Below are 17,680 nucleotides of genomic sequence, written 5' to 3'. Positions count from 1 at the left end.
ATTCTACCAGAGATCGTAAAAATCAGAAATATTATTTTATAGAAGCAATCATCAGCTTATCAGGAATCTTAATGATAAACTTGAAGCCATCAATCAGTCTAGCTGAGTTGATAGAAAACCTTTTCACCTGTTTTATTACACTCAATACTTCTATATGACCTACAGAATGTAATACCCTCCATTTATTCAAAGGAAAAACAGACCTTAAATCTTTCATAGGCAGAAGGAAAAAATTGTAGTCAGTGACAATTGGAAAATTGTCATGTAAAGAATTTCCGAAAACAGTATCTTGAGAATCACCATGATTTTCTATATGATGACGAAAATCGTATACTGCAGAACTCACAGTATCTTGCAAAAAAGAATAAGATAAGTATGGGTAGCAATCAGTATCTTTTATATCTGTATAGCGAAGCAATTCAAATTTGCTTTCTGTAGCAGATATAATTCTTGCATTTAGTTTTCCTATAGCCGAGAGTAGCAGAAGAAACGCTATTTGACCATAGGAAAGAAAGTAATTTCTATCCATTTGTTGTGTTTTTTATTAGTACAAATATAATACTTTTTCAAACAAAACAACATTTTAATAAAAAAAATTCATTAAAAATATCCAATACAATGAATTAAAATAAAATATTATGTTAATTATTATCAAATAAATATTAATAATAAAATATAACACTATACGTTGTAAAAATATTCAAATACACTTATAAATAAAATGCATATATTTCTTCATGATCATAACAAAAAAAGCCTGAGCAAATGCTCAGGCTTCTTATATTTATAATAAAATTGAAATTATTTCAATTCTACTTCAGCACCAGCTTCTTCTAATTGCTTCTTAAGAGCTTCAGCTTCGTCTTTAGATACACCTTCTTTGATTGCAGAAGGAGCTCCGTCTACGATATCTTTAGCTTCTTTAAGACCAGCACCAGTTAAATCTTTTACTAATTTAACGATAGCTAATTTAGAAGCACCTGCAGACTTAAGAATTACGTCGAATTCAGTCTTTTCTTCAGCAGCTTCACCTGCACCACCTGCAGCAACTACTACAGCAGCAGCAGCTGGCTCAATTCCGTACTCATCCTTAAGGATAGCAGCTAATTCGTTTACGTCTTTTACAGTTAGGTTTACTAGCGTTTCAGCTAAATTTTTTAAATCTGACATTGTTGTAATGTTTTTGTTGATTATTTATTTAATTTTTTGAGTATAATTATTCAGCACTTGTTTCTTCAGTGCTTTCTGCAGCAGCTTCTGGAGCTTCAGCAGGAGTTTCTTCAACTACAGGAGCAGCTTCTTCAGCTTTAGCTTCTACAGTTTCAGGTTTGTTTTGAAGAGCAGAAACAACTCTTTGGATTGGAGACTGAAGTAATCCGATGATTTCACCGATCATTTCTTCTCTAGACTTGATGTTAGCCAACATATCTAGGTTGTTGTCACCAATATAGAAAGTTTCTTGAACAAAAGCAGACTTTAAAGCTGGCTTTTCTTCTTTCTTTCTGAATCCTTGGATAAGTTTCGCAGGAGCATTAGCTGTATCAGCGATCATTAATGCTGTATTTCCTTTGAAAGATGGGAACATTTCAGAGTAATCTACTCCTTCGATTTGTTCCATTGCTTTTTGTAAAAGTGTATTTTTAACAACTTTCACTTTGATATTTTGCTTGAAAGCTTGTCTTCTGAAATCTGAAGATTTACCAGCGTTCAAACCGTCTAGATCTGCTACGTATACTACTTTTGCATCCTGAAGCAAGTCTTTGATCTCTTGTATCGCTACAACTTTTTGGTCTTTTGTCATTGTCTTAGGATTAAATATTAGTTAACAGATTTAGTATCAATTGCAATACCTGGGCTCATTGTAGAAGACAAATAGATTGACTTCACGTAAGTACCTTTAGCAGCAGTTGGCTTCATTTTGATCAATGTAGAGATCAATTCCTGCGCGTTTTCTTTGATCTTAGCAGCATCGAAAGATACTTTACCAATACCAGCGTGGATGATACCATACTTGTCTACTTTGAAATCAATTTTACCTGCTTTCACTTCAGTTACTGCTTTACCAATTTCCATTGTTACAGTTCCTGATTTAGGGTTTGGCATTAAACCTCTTGGACCTAATACTCTACCTAATGGACCTAATTTACCCATAACAGCTGGCATAGTAACGATAACGTCAACGTCTGTCCAACCGTCTTTAATTTTTTGTAAATATTCGTCAAGACCTACATAATCAGCACCAGCAGCTTTAGCTTCTGCTTCTTTATCTGGAGTTACTAAAGCCAAAACTTTAACATCTTTACCAGTACCGTGAGGAAGAGATACAACACCTCTTACCATTTGATTTGCTTTTCTTGGGTCTACACCTAATCTTACAGCGATATCTACAGAAGCATCAAACTTTGCAGTGTTCACTTCTTTTACAAGAGCTGAACCTTCTTCAAGGTTATAGATTCTTCCTTTTTCTACTTTGCTTAAAGCTTCCTTTTGCTTTTTAGTTAATTTTGCCATTTCTTTAAGTATTAAGCGTTAAAAGTTGGTTTAGTTCCTGTTACTCTTAATCCCATAGATCTAGCAGTACCTGCTACCATAGAAACAGCAGAATCCATTGTAAAACAGTTAAGATCCGCCATTTTATCTTCAGCGATTTTCTTTACTTGTTCCCAAGTTACAGCACCTACTTTGTTTCTGTTTGGTTCACCAGAACCTCCCTTGATTTTAGCCGCATCCATTAACTGAATCGCTGCAGGTGGAGTTTTAATAACGAATTCAAAAGATTTGTCTTCGTATACTGTAATTACTACAGGTAAAACTTGCCCTGGCTTATCTTGGGTTCTTCCGTTAAATTGCTTACAAAACTCCATGATGTTCACACCTGCAGAACCCAATGCTGGACCTACTGGTGGAGAAGGGTTAGCTGCGCCACCTTTCACCTGAAGCTTTACCATTTTAAAGACTTTCTTAGCCATTGTTTGTTTTTTAAATTTGAATAATTAATGAGTTTGGAAGCATTTATTATTCAGCAGGTTATCGCACTCACTTATGACAAACCTACTTTTTGGACTGCAAAAGTATAAAATATTTTTGAAACTACAAACGGATATTACTGATTTTTAAAAAGTTTTAAAAAAATAATTGATATTCATAAGTTCGTATTTCAGATTATAATACCACTACAGGTATATCGTCATATTATAATGAGAAGGAGAACAGATATCTGCTCTCCTTCTTCCCCCTTACACTATTACTATATATGGAAAATTACTTTTTAATAAACTTCAAACTCTCTTCTTTTTCTTTTACCTTTAAAATAAAAACACCTTTTACCAGATCTTTAACATCAATGATTCCTTGCTTAATAAATCCAGATTTTACCAATTGACCAGCAGTATTATAAATTTTAAAATCCTGATCTTTCAATCCATCTATATGAATAAGATCTACTGCCGGATTCGGATAAAACTTAATATTTGATTTTATTTCTGAAATATCACGAGTTCCCATTGTACCATTAGGCAGAAGTAGATTTTGTACATAGATTCCTGAAGGTGCCCCTTCTGTATTTTTAGATTCTTTAAACACAATAACGCCTTGCCCGTTTATAGGCTTCAATACGGTTGTATAGGCTTTAGAAGCAGGAAAGGTTGCCATCGGAAGATAATGTTGAGGCCATTGAAAATCACCATTATCTCTAAGCAAGACAGCATTTAGAGATACATTGAGCGCCGTTCCTTCTTTTTTCTGTACTACAAAATACGGTTGATCATTTACCAATTGTAGATTACTATAATGGAACATTGATATATTATCTACAGGAAATACTTGTTTAGCATTATCTGTAAATAGCCTGCCGCCTGTAATTTTATCAAACTTCTGAACAAACTCGCCATTCTCTCCCTGGGAAGAAGAACTATAATTGGCAATCGACCATATATAAGAAGATCCGGGCTCAAAAGCAATTTTCATATCTTTTTCAAAATAAATCTGATTGGTATCAAAGTCCACCCCGGAAACACCCCATGGAAGAGAACTATCAGGATTAACCCTCTGAAGGTAACCGTCGAACCTCATATTTTCACCCGTACTATAGCCATAATACACCACATCTCCATCTACCGCTCCTGAGTATTTTGCATTGTAAGAGGTAGATTTGGCAGTAATCTGTCTAGCTGTGTCCCACATCAATGAACCGTTTTGCAGATTTATTTTATTGGCAAACAAATAGCTCGTCGTTCCAAACGACACTTGTTTATGGAAAATAAGCTCACATGCATTCCCCGACAATTTAAAAAGATCGGCCGGAATTGTATTTTTAGCAGGATCATCTGAAATAATCTGAGTAGGAGTTGCCCACATAGGCTGTCCTGCAGGGTTAAACATTTGTACTTTCGCGTATTTTTGACTTGGGGGAAAGTATCCGACCACAATATTTCCATCAAGCAGTGGCAAAATAGTAGGTAAATAAGCTTCTCCCAAGCTAATACCATTCGGCCAGACTGATGTACCATCTGGGGTAATTTTAAAAATATATCCCGGCGTTCCCGCCCCGGTTCCTGTCACTCCTATATAAAGATTATCTGATGCGTCTACTCTTGTCCTTTCCACAACCGTATAGGTTCCCATGGGAATTTGATCAGAAACTTTAATTCCCTCTGTACCTAGCAGCTTACTGCCATTCTTATCCAGAATCTGAACCCAAAGTTCAAAATTCACAGGTGCCGGCACAGTCTTCCAGTATCCAATATACGTTTTTCCCTCACTCGTAGTTTCAGCAAAAGAAGATGACCCCGCACTGGTCACCAAAAGATTCTGATCCAATATTGGATTCCATTGTGCTTTTCCCATAAAGCCTATTGAAAGGCCAACAAAAAGAGTAAGTAATTTTTTCATAGCGGTATTGTTTTAAATAGGAGACAAAGGAATGCAATGTCTTCCAGCTCTATGAAAAATTCCACACACAGTTACCACATAACAAAATAAAAACACCACATCATTACCACACACCAAAACACAAACAATTATAGAACAATGAATTACAACTCATTTAAATATTGAGCAAGATCTTCTTTTGTATTGGTAAGATCCATCTTTTTTCTCAGACGGGTTCTTGAATTTTCAATGGTTTTAGGCGTTACATTCAAAAGATTTGAAATTTCTTTTGTGGAGAGTTTAAGTTTAAGCATCGCTGCCAATCGTTTATCATAATTGGTTAAACCCGGATGTTTGCGGTCCAGATTTTCATAAAATGATTCATGGATATTCAGGAAGTGGTATTCAAAATCGCCCCATGAATCGTGTTTGGTATTCAGCTTAATTTCGTTGATAATTCGGGAGACCTCATTGATTTCACTGTCTTTAAGCTTGGATTTTAAAACATTCACTTGTTCCAAAAGTGACTTAAAGATTTCTTCAATCTTAGATTGCTCCATCGATTTGTAGACCAGCATTTTTTCTTTCATCTGATTGTCTATTTCCAGCTGCCTTTCACGGTTTTCTATTAATTTTTTTTCAAGTCTAAGTTTCTCGGCTTTGTTCCTGAAATTAATAAGCAGTAAAATACTTATGATTACAACTAATAGAAGAATGATAACCATTACCACATACAACATATTTTTTCTGTCCTGCTCTATTCTATCTAGCCTTTTCTGCAGTTCGTAATCATGTTGTATCTTCAATCGCTCTACATTTACAGCCTTCTCTTCTATATTCAACAGCTCCCGAATAGAATCATATTTTTTAAAGGTTTCCGAAGAATGTTTATAATCTTTATTCAGTTGATAAGCCTTATATAGAGTTCTCAAATAATTGGTATTATCAAAGTTTACTCCATTCGCAGTTATATATTTTCCTATATTTTGAGCATAATGTAGCGCTTTCTCCGGGCGTTGTGTTTCGATATAGAAGTTGGCTAGATTATAATTGACCTGATAGTTTGATTTATGATCATCAATATTATTTTTCTTTAAAATAGTACTGGCCTCCAATAAATAATCTTCTGCCTTGATATTATTTCCTTCCAAAAAATTGAGCTTACCAAAGTTTGAAAAGACAAAAGCCTTTAAAACCGGATTATCATATGTTTCAAAAGCTTTTAATCCTTCTTCAAAATAATATCTTGATGAATCCAGTTTTGACAAAACCAGATAAGCGTTTCCTAAATTATTAAATGCTTTAATGGTTTCTGTCTGTTTTTTTTTCTTCTGATAAAAGTTTAAAAGCTTTCTATAATAAGTAACAGCTTTTCTAGTATCATTGAGCTGGGAATAAGTATAAGCAAAAATTCCATCTATCTTGGCTGTTTTTTCTTCATCTTTTCCCCAGAATATATGGTAAGCTTTATTGGAATAATCCAATGCGAGATCAAAATAATTTACATCACTGTAAATTTTCGCAGCTTCCAGATAAAAGTCTCCCAGATCATGATCAGCAACCCTTTTTCTTGCCTGCTGTATATTACTTTCTGCCATTTTCCAATCTTTGAACTTTAGTTCATTGGCAGTATTCATCAATTGCTCGTATTCTTTATTACTCTGCCCAAAGCACAGTATAGATGGAAGCAATAGCAGCCATGCAAAAAGTAATTGTTTTCCCATTTCCAGTATAATTCCATATAAAATTATAAAATCATTTGAAAAAACAATATTTAATCTTCAATCATACCTTACAAACTGATAAAATAATTCAAAAATAACCAGGAAACTATTAAAACAAAACGGCCATTTACAATCAATACCCTTTGTATTTACTCATTTTGCAAGTTTCAAACAAAATGTTGATATCTTACATAATAAAAAACCAGACTATATTTCAACAGTCTGGTTTTTTCTTTATACTTGTTTTTGTGTTTTCCTATTTAAAAACCGGATGGTTTATTAATAGTTTGTGTTGATCCATCAGTTCCTTTCAGATCTGCATTGATATCATTAATGTTGTGTTTTGTAATCAATCTTTTATAAGCCATCAGATAAAGATCCACTGTAAAATTGTTATAATCTCTTTGCAGACCTGCAGATGTATTGGCAATAATTCTACTATTAGTAAATTTTGCCTTGATATGCCAGGTTCCGTTACTTTTAAATGCAACAACATCGGGAGATCCCTGTTTATTATCATTCACTCCATTATTACCATAATCAAGCATCACATTTGTATTCCAATTATTAAGTTTGAAAGAATAGTTATGAAGCACAACCAGGAAATTATTCGTATCTATTTTTGTATCATAATCTGCAATACCGTCTCCTGAAACATTCGTAAGGGTAAGTTTAATATAATTGAATAATCCACTGCTTTCTAAATTCGGATCATAAATTTGTAATGCATTTTCTGATGTAGCCAAAAAACTTCCTCCAGTCATCGTAGGTTCTCCAGGATTTCTAAGGTATAAGGAATTGGTATATGTTTTACCATTTACATCAAGTGTTTCTGTAGGTTTATCTGTTTTGATTCCTACTCTACCGGTCTGGGCATTGAAAAATACACCCAACCCTATCATCATTGTAATATAAATTTTTCTTATCATGTTTTATTATTGAAGCCCAAGAGGCGTATTGGTTGATACTCCGGAAAAAGAAGGTGATGCTGATGCTGAAACTGAGCCAGTAACCGTTCCCCAATCTTTTATCAATGATTTTTCAAATACATTTAAGGTAAGAGTCCATGTTCCGTTTTGTGCAGATACTGTTCCCGCTCCTTTAAAACTTAAATTAATAGCCTGATAAGTTTTTCCATCTTTCTGTACTTTTGTTACCTCAGTAGAATATGCACCATATAATCTTGAGGTAGAATTAGTAGTAGCTGATACGGCATCAGAAAAAACAGCTCCTGTAATAGCAACTACATATTTATCAGCATCCAATCCGGTATTTAGATTGACAACTTCATCTTGTTTTACATTTTTCAGTACCACAGTATACATATTTACTGGTGCCACATTACGGAGGGTAATGTCAAGCAATTTCACTTTTCCTACAGGAGAAGTATCTTTTGAACGAGTAAGCAATAAATAATTTCCTCTGGCTGTTGCATTTTCAGTATCAATTAAATAAGATTCTACGAGAGTTTCTCCCTCTACATCAAGAGTTCCTTTTGGATTGGCTGTATTAATTCCTATTTGTGCTCTCAAGCCTAAAGAAGCTAACGCTACAAAGAATAATGTTATAATTTTTTTCATTTTTGCGTTTTTTATTGAATTAAAGGCGCTGCTGCTGCACCTGTGGTTGAAGATTTAAGATCCTGAGTTGAGTTGAATTCTTTTGCATAAGATCTATCATATACAAGTAAATTAAGAGTCCATTCTCCAGTTGGTAAATTTGAAGCTGGAGAGAAACCTTCATAGTCTGCCTTTAATTTCCAGGTTGTCCCTGTTGAATAAGCAAATATCTGAGGTACCGGAGTAACCCAATCTGCAGTATTGGTTCTTATTGGTTGAGTAAATCCGAAAGAAGAGATTACGACCAGAAATTTTTTAGAATTAATTTTGGTATCAAATTCATTTACCCAATCTTTATCTGAAGGATCACAAGTGATTTTAAATTGAACGATATTGATAGGTGCCGGAGAATTTGGTACAAAAGAGTCGTTGTATGCCGTAATTTTATTTTCCGGTGCTGGAGATTTAATAATAAAAGTATAGTTTTCATCAGCTCCCAATTTTTCCATAGACTTTTTGAAAACCATACCGGAGGTCTTCATCGTTCCGTTTACTGTCAGTTCTTTTTCAGGCTTTGCAGTATTGATACCAACTTGGGCATTTATATATACCGCTGACCCTAATAAAAGGATCATCGAAATAATTTTTGTCATTGTCCGTTGTGTGTTTGTATAGGTTTTATTTTCCACATTCATTCATCACATCTCAGGTTTTTAATTTTAAAAACACAAAAAATGTGTTGTGCATCTGTAAACAGTGCACGTTATGAGAAAACAAAAAGTTTTGTGGATTAATTGCTGAGTAAGCAGCAAGAACTATGCCATCAAAAGTGAATTAATCTTACAAAAAGCCCATCAGTAAAGGTAAATAAACCAAACATCCCGTGAATGTGAATATTAGATTCTGCCAAAGTACTCAATAGAAGCGGTTAACGCCAATTCTGAATTTATATTTTTAATAAAATAATCTATCAAAATTTATAAAAAATCAAATTAGTGGGATAAAAACAATTGTTTTTTTATCAATATTCAATTATTTCAGCAAGAAACATCGTTGTTGACATTCAGATTGGGTATGAGAATTCAGTAAATAAGCTCAAGTCTCGGCTAAACATATCCTTTACTACTCTTAAGGATGCCTCTATTCCGGATCAGATGCAAAAGTTGTAGACTAAGCAAAAAGACTTCCCTTATCTGAAAAATTTTTCTTTACTCCAGCTGGTGGTGAATGATTAAAAATATTGAACCATTAAGATTTTTTAAGCGTTTAAGGAAAGTTAAGAATATAGCTAAAGCTATTATAAAGCGTCTCCTTCATACATCTTTGATGAAACTTAACTTGTCTTATCTTCTTCATTTTCCTTAATGGTTTAAATACTACAATTTTTTAAGATAATAGAAACATTGCATAAATTCAAATCGATGCAAAATAAACAGTAGTATAACAACTTTTGAGACTGATCCTCTATTCCTGTGAATTTATATGAGTAAAACATTCTCATCAGTTATTATTCATACTATTAGAGAGCATTGTTATGAACAAAAAAAAGACCGCTTAATAGCAGTCTTTTTTATATGTTATATAAGTAAATATTATACTTTTTCTACTTGCATGTAGCTTAGTTCCATTGGAGTCTTTCTACCGAAGATCAATACAGAAACTTCAATTTTCTTTTTGTCTTCAAGAATCTTCTCAACTGTACCATTGAATCCGTTGAAAGGACCATCGATCACTTTTACGTTTTCACCTACTACATATGGAATCTCAACATCGCTTGCGAATTCTGAAAGTTCATCCATTCTTCCAAGCATTCTGTTCACTTCTGATTTTCTCATTGGAACAGGATCTCCACCTTTTGTTAAACTTAAGAAAGAAATAACTCCAGGGATGTTTTTGATAACGTGAGGAATCTCTCCCATCAGCTCAGCTTCAATCATCAAGTATCCAGGATAGTAAGGTCTTTCTTTAGGAACTTTTTTACCGTTTCTAATTTGGATAACCTTTTCCATAGGAATAACCACTTGAGTAACGTACTGCTCAAACCCTAGACGTTTGATTTCTGTCTCAATATAGTTTTTCACTTTATTTTCCTGTCCGCTGATAGCTTTCAGCACATACCATTTCAATTCGCTCATTTTGGGAAAATACTTTTATAATTAATTGAACATGTTGATTAGCATACCAATGATGTTGCTGATTGATTTAGAAAACAATTCATCAACTCCAAATGTAAACAATGCCAGAATCACTGTCGCAATAGTCACTACAATAGTAGATGACTGAAGGTCAGCCCACTTTGGCCATTCAACTTTATGTCTGAATTCGTTATAAGAACCTTTTAAAAAATCGACAAATGAACTCATAATTTATATTTGCACGGGCACAAGGATTCGAACCCTGATCAACGGTTTTGGAGACCGGTATCCTACCATTGGACGATGCCCGTAGTTAAAAAGCTTCCGAGAGTTTCCTTTCGGAAGCTTAATTTATTTTAAGATGATTAGTCTAAGATTTCAGTAACCTGACCTGAACCAACTGTTCTACCACCTTCTCTGATCGCGAATCTAAGACCCTCGTTAAGAGCGATTGGTTGTAACAATTCTACAGTGATCTCTAAGTTATCACCAGGCATTACCATTTCTACACCTTCTGGTAAGAAGATCTCACCTGTAACGTCAGTAGTTCTTACGTAGAACTGAGGACGGTACTTGTTGTGGAATGGAGTGTGACGTCCACCTTCTTCTTTAGAAAGGATATAAACAGATGCTTTGAATTTTTTGTGTGGCTTCACAGAATCTTTCTTAGCGATTACCATACCTCTCTTGATGTCAGTTTTTTCAATACCTCTCAACAATAGACCTACGTTATCACCAGCTTCACCTCTGTCTAGGATTTTTCTGAACATCTCAACTCCTGTAATAGTAGAAGTTAATTTTTCTTCACCCATACCAACGATATCAACTGGATCTCCAGTGTTGATAACACCAGCCTCGATTCTACCAGTTGCTACAGTACCTCTACCTGTAATAGAGAATACGTCTTCGATTGGCATCAAGAATGGCTTGTCAGTATCTCTTACTGGCTCGTCGATCCACTCATCAACAGCATCCATAAGAGCTTCAACAGTTTTGAACCACTTATCTTCTGAGTCACCGTTAGTAGCTGCAGTAAGTGCTCCAAGAGCTGAACCTTGGATTACTGGAGAGTTATCTCCATCAAAGTCATAAGTAGCTAATAGATCTCTAAGTTCCATTTCAACAAGCTCTAACAATTCTGGATCATCCACCATGTCAACTTTGTTCATGAAAACAACGATCTTAGGTACGTTTACCTGACGGCAAAGTAGGATATGTTCTCTAGTTTGAGGCATTGGACCATCAGTTGCAGCACATACTACGATAGCTCCATCCATCTGAGCAGCACCAGTTACCATGTTCTTAACATAGTCGGCGTGACCTGGACAGTCAACGTGAGCATAGTGTCTTTTTACAGTTTCGTACTCGATGTGAGCAGTATTGATAGTGATCCCTCTTTCTTTTTCTTCTGGAGCAGAGTCAATTGAAGAGAAGTCTTTTTTCTCAGCAAGACCTTTGCTAGCTAATACAGCAGAAATAGCAGCTGTAAGAGTAGTTTTACCATGGTCAACGTGACCAATAGTACCAATGTTCAAGTGTGGTTTGTTACGATTAAACGTTTCCTTTGCCATGATTTAAAATTATTTATTTATTGTTTTTCAAATTTTCGGTGTGCAAATATAATGAATTTTTAAATACCAAAAACTTTTTATTCAAAAAACTTTCAATATTCTCATCCAATGAAGGACAAACCTTATATTTCGATGCATTGAGACTGCAAATTTACACATTTTTCCGGATTGAAAAAATCTTTCTGGAACCTTTTATAGCCTTTTTTACGAAAGAGCCTGAAATACAGAATATTTCAGGCTCAATTAATATATAAAATGAAAGATAATCAGGCTTGGGTTAACCTTTTTGTTCTGTTAAATATCCAGAAAATGATCGGGAAAATAAGCAGAGTAAGCACAGTGGCCGTTATCAACCCACCAATAATCACAATAGCTAAAGGCTTTTGAGATTCTGAACCAATTCCTGTAGATAACGCAGCCGGCATTAATCCGATAGATGCCATCAAGGCAGTCATAATCACCGGTCGGGTTCTGGATTTAACTCCCGTGAGGATAGCATTGTCTATATCCAGTCCGTTTTTAACATTCTGATGAAATTCTGTAATCAAAATAACCCCATTCTGTATACAGATTCCAAGAAGGGCAATCATCCCTACCCCAGCAGAGATTCCGAAATTGATTCCGGTAACATGCAGGGCAATAATCCCTCCAATCAGAGCAAACGGAACATTCGCCAATACAAGAAGTGAATCCTTCATATTTCCAAACAGAATAAACAAAAGGAAAAAGATCATCAGAATACTTACCGGAACTACCTGGGCCAATCTGTGTGAAGCACGCTGCTGATTTTCAAACTGCCCTGTCCAGCCTACAGAATATCCATCAGGAAGTTCAATAGTAGCTACTTTTTTCTGAGCGTCAGCAATGGTACTTCCCAAGTCACGGTCACGGATTGAGAATTTTACCCCAATATATCTTTTGATATTATCTCTGTAAATAAATGCAGCTCCATTATCTTTTACAATAGTACTGATCTCTTTTAAAGGGATTTTTGCCCCGTCCTGAGTAGGAACCATCAAAGCAGCGATATCATTTTCATCGGTTCTGTATTCCTGAGAGTAACGAAGACGGATCGGGAATTTTCTTTCTCCATCAAACATTTCAGAAGCGGTCTTTCCTCCAAAAGCCATTTCCAATACTGCTTGTGCGTCTGCGGGCATTACTCCATAAGCAGCCATTTTATCTCTGTCTAATACGACACTTACTTCCGGCTGACCGATATTTTTAATGATACCCGGGTCTTTTACTCCGTCAACATCTTTAATCTTACCTAGAATCTCATGGGCTAATTTGTCTAAGGTTTCTAAATTATCACCATAGATCTTGATTCCGTTTTCAGCTTTAAAACCAGCTACAGCTTCTGCTACGTTGTCTGAAATCGGTTGAGAATAGTTGAAGGTGATTCCCTGATAACTTCTCAGCTTTTGATCAATTTCAGTAATAAGTTCATCATAGGTAATTTTCCTCTTCCATTCTTCTCTTGGTTTAAGGTTTACAGCAAACTGTACAAAACCAAATCCATTAGGGTCTGTTCCATCATTACTTCTTCCTGTTTGTGCCAGAACATCTGTCACTTCAGAAAAACTCATAATATCCTTTTTCAAAAGATCTGCTGTTTTCAGAGATTCCTTTAACGATGAACTCATTGGCATTTCTGCTGTAATCCAAAGTGATCCTTCATTCAGCTGTGGTAAGAATTCCGTTCCAAGGAATTTCCCTGAGAATAATGTCAAAGCAAGGAATGAAATCGCAACGATCATACTCATTTTTTTATGTTTAAAGGTTATGTTGAAACCTTTTAGCACTATTCTGTCCCAGAAATTAACAAATGGGTTATTTTTTTCTTTTACGTTTTTATTTAAAAGGATATGAGAAAGTACGGGAACCAATGTCAAGGTAAATATCAGGGCTCCCATCAATGCGAATCCTAAAGTAAATGCTAAAGGAGAGAACATTTTCCCTTCCACTTTCTGGAATGAGAAGATGGGAATCAGCGAGGTAATGATAATCAGCTTCGAGAAGAAAATAGCTTTTCCTAGCCCCGTTCCGGTCTGTTTAATCCAACCCCCTTTGGCTAATTTATTGAATTTCTCCATTCCATACCGATGCGCCTTGTGGTCGAGCATTACAAAGAGGCCCTCCACCATGACGACGGCTCCATCGATGATAATCCCGAAGTCTACAGCTCCCAGAGAAAGTAAGTTTGCACTCATCCCTGCTAATTTTAAACATAAAAAGGCAAATAATAGGGATAAAGGAATGATGATGGAAACAATCAGTGTGGTTCTCCAGTCTGCCATAAAGATCAAAACGATCACCGTTACCAATACAATTCCTTCAATTAAGTTATGCATTACGGTGTGAGTAGTGAAATCCATCAGGTTATCCCTGTCGTAGAAAGTTACCATCTTCACATCTTTCGGAAGAATCTTCTCGTTCAGTTCTTTAATTTTAGCTTTTACGCCTACCAAAACCTCTCTTGGGTTCTCGCCTTTTCTCATCACGACGATTCCTTCTACGGTATCATCATGATTGTTTAAAGCAGCCTGCCCTACTCTAGGCATAGAGCTTTCATGAACTTCTGCTACATTTTTTACCAGCACCGGATTTCCGCTATCATTCTGAATGGTAATATTTCCAATATCTGTAATAGATTTTACCAAACCTATTCCTCTTACAACATAAGCCTGTCCATTTTTTTCAATGACATCACCTCCAACGTTCAGGTTACTCTTGGTAACAGCATCATATACCTGAAGTGGTGTCAGATTATATTTGTCCAGTGCTCTGGGATCGATACTTAGCTCGAATACTTTATCCTGCCCACCGAAAACGTTGATATCTGCTACTCCGGCAACTCCTCTTAGTGCACGGTCTATCACCCAGTTTTGCAGAGTAAGCAGTTTACGGGAATCTTTCGTTTTACTTTCCAGCGTATATCTGAAAATTTCTCCGGTTGGCCCGTAGGGTGGTTGCACTTCAGGGTCAACCTCGTCAGGAAGGCTAATGGTTCTTAATTGGTTATTGACCTGATTTCTGGCAAAAGTATCATCCACCCCATCATCAAACAGAATTTTTACAATGGAAAGCCCAAACATTGTGGTACTTCTCACACTGGTTTTCTTCTGAACCGGGCTCATTGCCAATTCTATGGGGGTAGTAACAAAGCGTTCTACTTCTTCCGCACTACGTCCATTCCATTGGGTAATGATTACAATCTGGGTATTGGTTACATCCGGAAAAGCTTCAATAGGCATATTTTTGAAACTTATAAATCCGGCAATCGCTAAAATAGCCACCCAGATAAAGGTAAATGCTTTATTCTTTAACGAAAAAGCGATTATATTTTTTATGAATTTATTCATGATACATACATTGATGACCTAAAAAAGCCGTTGAAAGAATTTATTTTAAATCACTACAATTTTCAGCTGTTTAGAGAACGATATATCAAAAGCTGGTTGTTCGTAACTACTTCCTCTCCTTCTTTAAGACCATCTGCGATATACGTAATGTTCCCTACTTGTTTCTGTACTTTCACTTCTCTTACTTTCACATCGGTTCTCGATTTGAAAACAACTACAAAACTTTTATTATCATCAAAAATTACAGCTTTAGAAGGAATACTCAACATTGTATTGCTTTCCAGGCTGGATACTTTTATGGTAGCCTTACTGTCCGGGATCAACAATCCGTTGGCATTATCCAGGACTACTCTCGCCTGCATAGCATTGGTTTGCGGATCAATAATTTTGAATATTTTATCTATTTTTCCATCAAAAACTTTATCAGGATAAGAAAGTGTAGACACTTGAGCTTTCATTCCAAGGCTGATTTTATCAATATCAGATTCGTTAACGTTCATAATCGCCCAAACATTGGTTGTATTTGCTACGTCAAATATATTTTCGCTTCGGTCACTTCGCAGCTGCATGTCTTTATTGATACTTTTCTGTACAATGTATCCATTAATAGGAGCGACAACGCTATATATATTTCCTGATTTAACATTATAAACCGTACTTACTGCTGTAGCTCTCTGCAATTGGTCTTGTGCTTTTTGCAGCTGGCTTTTTGCCTCCAGCACCTCTCTTTCCGTATTCAATTTTCCTTCAAAGAGTTCTTTAGCGACCCTAAGGTTATTTTTAGCAACAACAAGGTCGGTTTTGGCATCACTTACATCTTTTTGAATTTCAGCAAGCTCTGTACTTCTTATTGTAGCCAGTACCTGTCCCTTTTTCACGTAGTCTCCAAGTTCTACGTTTACACTCATCACATTTCCACCTACTAATGGATAAACGTCTATATAACTATTCTTGTCTGCGGAGATTTTTCCGTAAAAGCTATATTCATCTTCTATATTCTTTTGTTCAGCTTTTGCCAGAGAGATAGACTTCAACATTGTATTGCTGAGTTCAAAACCTTTTTTAGCAGGATTTTCTTTTTCTTCCTCTTTTTTTGAGCAAGCCATTAATGATAAGGCCATTAATACTGGGATAATATAAGTTTTCATTGTTTAATAGAAGATTTTCGTTTGTACTAATTGGTTAAGTTGTTCTGCCGCCTGCATGATCTCGTTCTTCATATCATAGATTTGAAGTGCTGTTTCCCGGTAGCTGTCCATAAAATCTGTAAATTCAATAAGATTTACATTTCCTTTTCTAAAATTGGTCACCATTCCGTTATACACTAAATCCATATTCTGAAGATCTGTTGTTTTGATATCCAAAAGCTGATCATATTGTGCTTTCCAGGTTTTATAAGCTGCCTGTACTTTTGTTTCAAGAGTAAGTTTCTGGAAATCTGCATTTTTTTGGTTCTGCTTAATTGCATAATTAGCTTTCTCCACATTGCCTTGATTTACTCTCCATAATGGCAAAGGAATTCCTAAGGTCAGATTGGCTTCATTATTAAAAGTACCTCCTGCCTGATCCCATGCTGCACCAACATTAATATCCGGTACATTCATTGACTTCTGCCATTGGGCATAAAGCTTACTGTTATCAATTAGTTTTAGATTGTATCGATAATCAGCATTATTTTCAAGTGCTTTATTTTTCAACTCTTCGGCATCTCCAAAAGGCTGAGCCGCTAATGCTTCTTTAGCTTCAGATTCAGGGATCAAAGGTTCTATATCTTCCGTGATTCCTGTAAGAACTTTTAAATTCTGTTCAAAATCAAGAATATTTTTGTTGATCTCAAGCTTGTCATGATTCAGTTGAATTACTAAACTTTGAAGTCTAACCGCATCTTTAAGGGATACATTTCCTTTAGCAGACTGTATACGATAAGCACTTAACAGATCGTTCATGTATCCTAGCTGCTTATCTGTATTCCCAAGCTTTAATCTTTCGTAGTAAAGATTAAAATAGGCAGATCGAAGTTGGGATCTCAGGTCAACAAGAAGTTGTGAAAACTGGAGTTGGGCGAGTTCTTTATTAGATTTGGCAAATGCAATTTCATTTTTCTTTTTGCCACCCATATAAATTAACTGAGTAATTCCTGCTCCTTTTGAATGGCCAACATCAAAAAACTTTTTACCTTGAGGGTTATAAGCATTAAACTGCCCACTCAGCTGTGGCAGCTCCCAGATTTTGGCCTGCAGGATATCAGCATCAGCCATATTGATGTTGTATTGTTCGGCGAGCAGCTGAAGATTGTTCTTTTGAAAAGCTTCTTCGCAATCCAAAAGAGACATTTGCTGTTGTGCCGCCATGAATGAGGAAACGGCAAGACACAGCACTGCAATTCTGTTCATTATTTTTCTTTTTAAATTACAAAATTGCTCGGATGCGATTAAAAGAAACTTAAAGAGGGCTTAA

General features: G+C 35.6%; 16 protein-coding genes and 1 tRNA gene. All 17 read right to left on the bottom strand.

Going from position 1 to position 17,680, the window contains the following annotated elements:
- Nucleotides 1–31 precede the first annotated feature (31 nt).
- Nucleotides 32–529 (bottom strand): hypothetical protein, encoded by a 498-nt coding sequence (locus GTR01_RS00805; RefSeq protein WP_160135978.1) that lies wholly within the window; start codon nt 527–529, stop codon nt 32–34.
- Nucleotides 530–801: 272 nt separating this feature from the next.
- Nucleotides 802–1,170, bottom strand: a complete 369-nt coding sequence (rplL, locus tag GTR01_RS00800) for a 50S ribosomal protein L7/L12 (protein WP_160135977.1) — start codon at nt 1,168–1,170, stop codon at nt 802–804.
- Between the two features lie 46 nt (nt 1,171–1,216).
- A complete protein-coding gene (gene rplJ / locus GTR01_RS00795; RefSeq protein WP_160135976.1) occupies nt 1,217–1,801 on the bottom strand; it encodes a 50S ribosomal protein L10 in 585 nt (194 codons plus the stop codon).
- Between the two features lie 17 nt (nt 1,802–1,818).
- Nucleotides 1,819–2,511, bottom strand: coding sequence for a 50S ribosomal protein L1 (rplA, locus tag GTR01_RS00790; RefSeq protein ID WP_045501112.1), 693 nt, complete (start codon nt 2,509–2,511; stop codon nt 1,819–1,821).
- Between the two features lie 11 nt (nt 2,512–2,522).
- Nucleotides 2,523–2,969 carry a 50S ribosomal protein L11 gene (gene rplK / locus GTR01_RS00785; protein ID WP_045501113.1) on the bottom strand — a complete coding sequence of 149 codons (447 nt, stop codon included), beginning with the start codon at nt 2,967–2,969 and terminating at the stop codon, nt 2,523–2,525.
- 292 nt (nt 2,970–3,261) lie between these two features.
- Nucleotides 3,262–4,890, bottom strand: a complete 1,629-nt coding sequence (locus tag GTR01_RS00780) for a T9SS type A sorting domain-containing protein (protein ID WP_160135975.1) — start codon at nt 4,888–4,890, stop codon at nt 3,262–3,264.
- Between the two features lie 143 nt (nt 4,891–5,033).
- On the bottom strand, nt 5,034–6,593 hold the full coding sequence (locus tag GTR01_RS00775; protein WP_160135974.1) for a LuxR C-terminal-related transcriptional regulator: 1,560 nt from the start codon (nt 6,591–6,593) through the stop codon (nt 5,034–5,036).
- Nucleotides 6,594–6,853: 260 nt separating this feature from the next.
- The gene (locus GTR01_RS00770) at nt 6,854–7,522 is read right to left on the bottom strand and encodes a hypothetical protein (RefSeq protein ID WP_160135973.1); all 669 of its coding nucleotides are present in this window, start codon (nt 7,520–7,522) and stop codon (nt 6,854–6,856) included.
- 6 nt (nt 7,523–7,528) lie between these two features.
- Complete coding sequence (locus GTR01_RS00765; RefSeq protein ID WP_160135972.1) at nt 7,529–8,173, bottom strand: hypothetical protein; 645 nt, start codon at nt 8,171–8,173, stop codon at nt 7,529–7,531.
- Nucleotides 8,174–8,184: 11 nt separating this feature from the next.
- Entirely contained in the window at nt 8,185–8,805 is a 621-nt protein-coding gene (locus GTR01_RS00760) for a hypothetical protein (RefSeq protein ID WP_160135971.1), read from the bottom strand.
- 939 nt (nt 8,806–9,744) lie between these two features.
- A complete protein-coding gene (gene nusG, locus GTR01_RS00755) occupies nt 9,745–10,287 on the bottom strand; it encodes a transcription termination/antitermination protein NusG (protein ID WP_065395256.1) in 543 nt (180 codons plus the stop codon).
- Nucleotides 10,288–10,308: 21 nt separating this feature from the next.
- Entirely contained in the window at nt 10,309–10,515 is a 207-nt protein-coding gene (gene secE, locus GTR01_RS00750) for a preprotein translocase subunit SecE (RefSeq protein ID WP_160135970.1), read from the bottom strand.
- 12 nt (nt 10,516–10,527) lie between these two features.
- Nucleotides 10,528–10,598: transfer RNA gene (locus tag GTR01_RS00745), tRNA-Trp, on the bottom strand.
- 54 nt (nt 10,599–10,652) lie between these two features.
- The gene (tuf, locus tag GTR01_RS00740) at nt 10,653–11,858 is read right to left on the bottom strand and encodes an elongation factor Tu (RefSeq protein ID WP_045501120.1); all 1,206 of its coding nucleotides are present in this window, start codon (nt 11,856–11,858) and stop codon (nt 10,653–10,655) included.
- Nucleotides 11,859–12,124: 266 nt separating this feature from the next.
- On the bottom strand, nt 12,125–15,223 hold the full coding sequence (locus GTR01_RS00735) for an efflux RND transporter permease subunit (RefSeq protein ID WP_160135969.1): 3,099 nt from the start codon (nt 15,221–15,223) through the stop codon (nt 12,125–12,127).
- A 62-nt stretch (nt 15,224–15,285) separates the two neighbouring features.
- Nucleotides 15,286–16,371 carry an efflux RND transporter periplasmic adaptor subunit gene (locus tag GTR01_RS00730; protein WP_160135968.1) on the bottom strand — a complete coding sequence of 362 codons (1,086 nt, stop codon included), beginning with the start codon at nt 16,369–16,371 and terminating at the stop codon, nt 15,286–15,288.
- A gap of 3 nt (nt 16,372–16,374) precedes the next feature.
- On the bottom strand, nt 16,375–17,616 hold the full coding sequence (locus GTR01_RS00725) for a TolC family protein (protein WP_160135967.1): 1,242 nt from the start codon (nt 17,614–17,616) through the stop codon (nt 16,375–16,377).
- Nucleotides 17,617–17,680: the final 64 nt, after the last annotated feature.

Origin of the sequence: Chryseobacterium sp. c4a (assembly GCF_009900745.1) — a bacterium.
Classification (GTDB): domain Bacteria; phylum Bacteroidota; class Bacteroidia; order Flavobacteriales; family Weeksellaceae; genus Chryseobacterium.
This window is presented reverse-complemented; position numbering and strand designations above follow the sequence as displayed.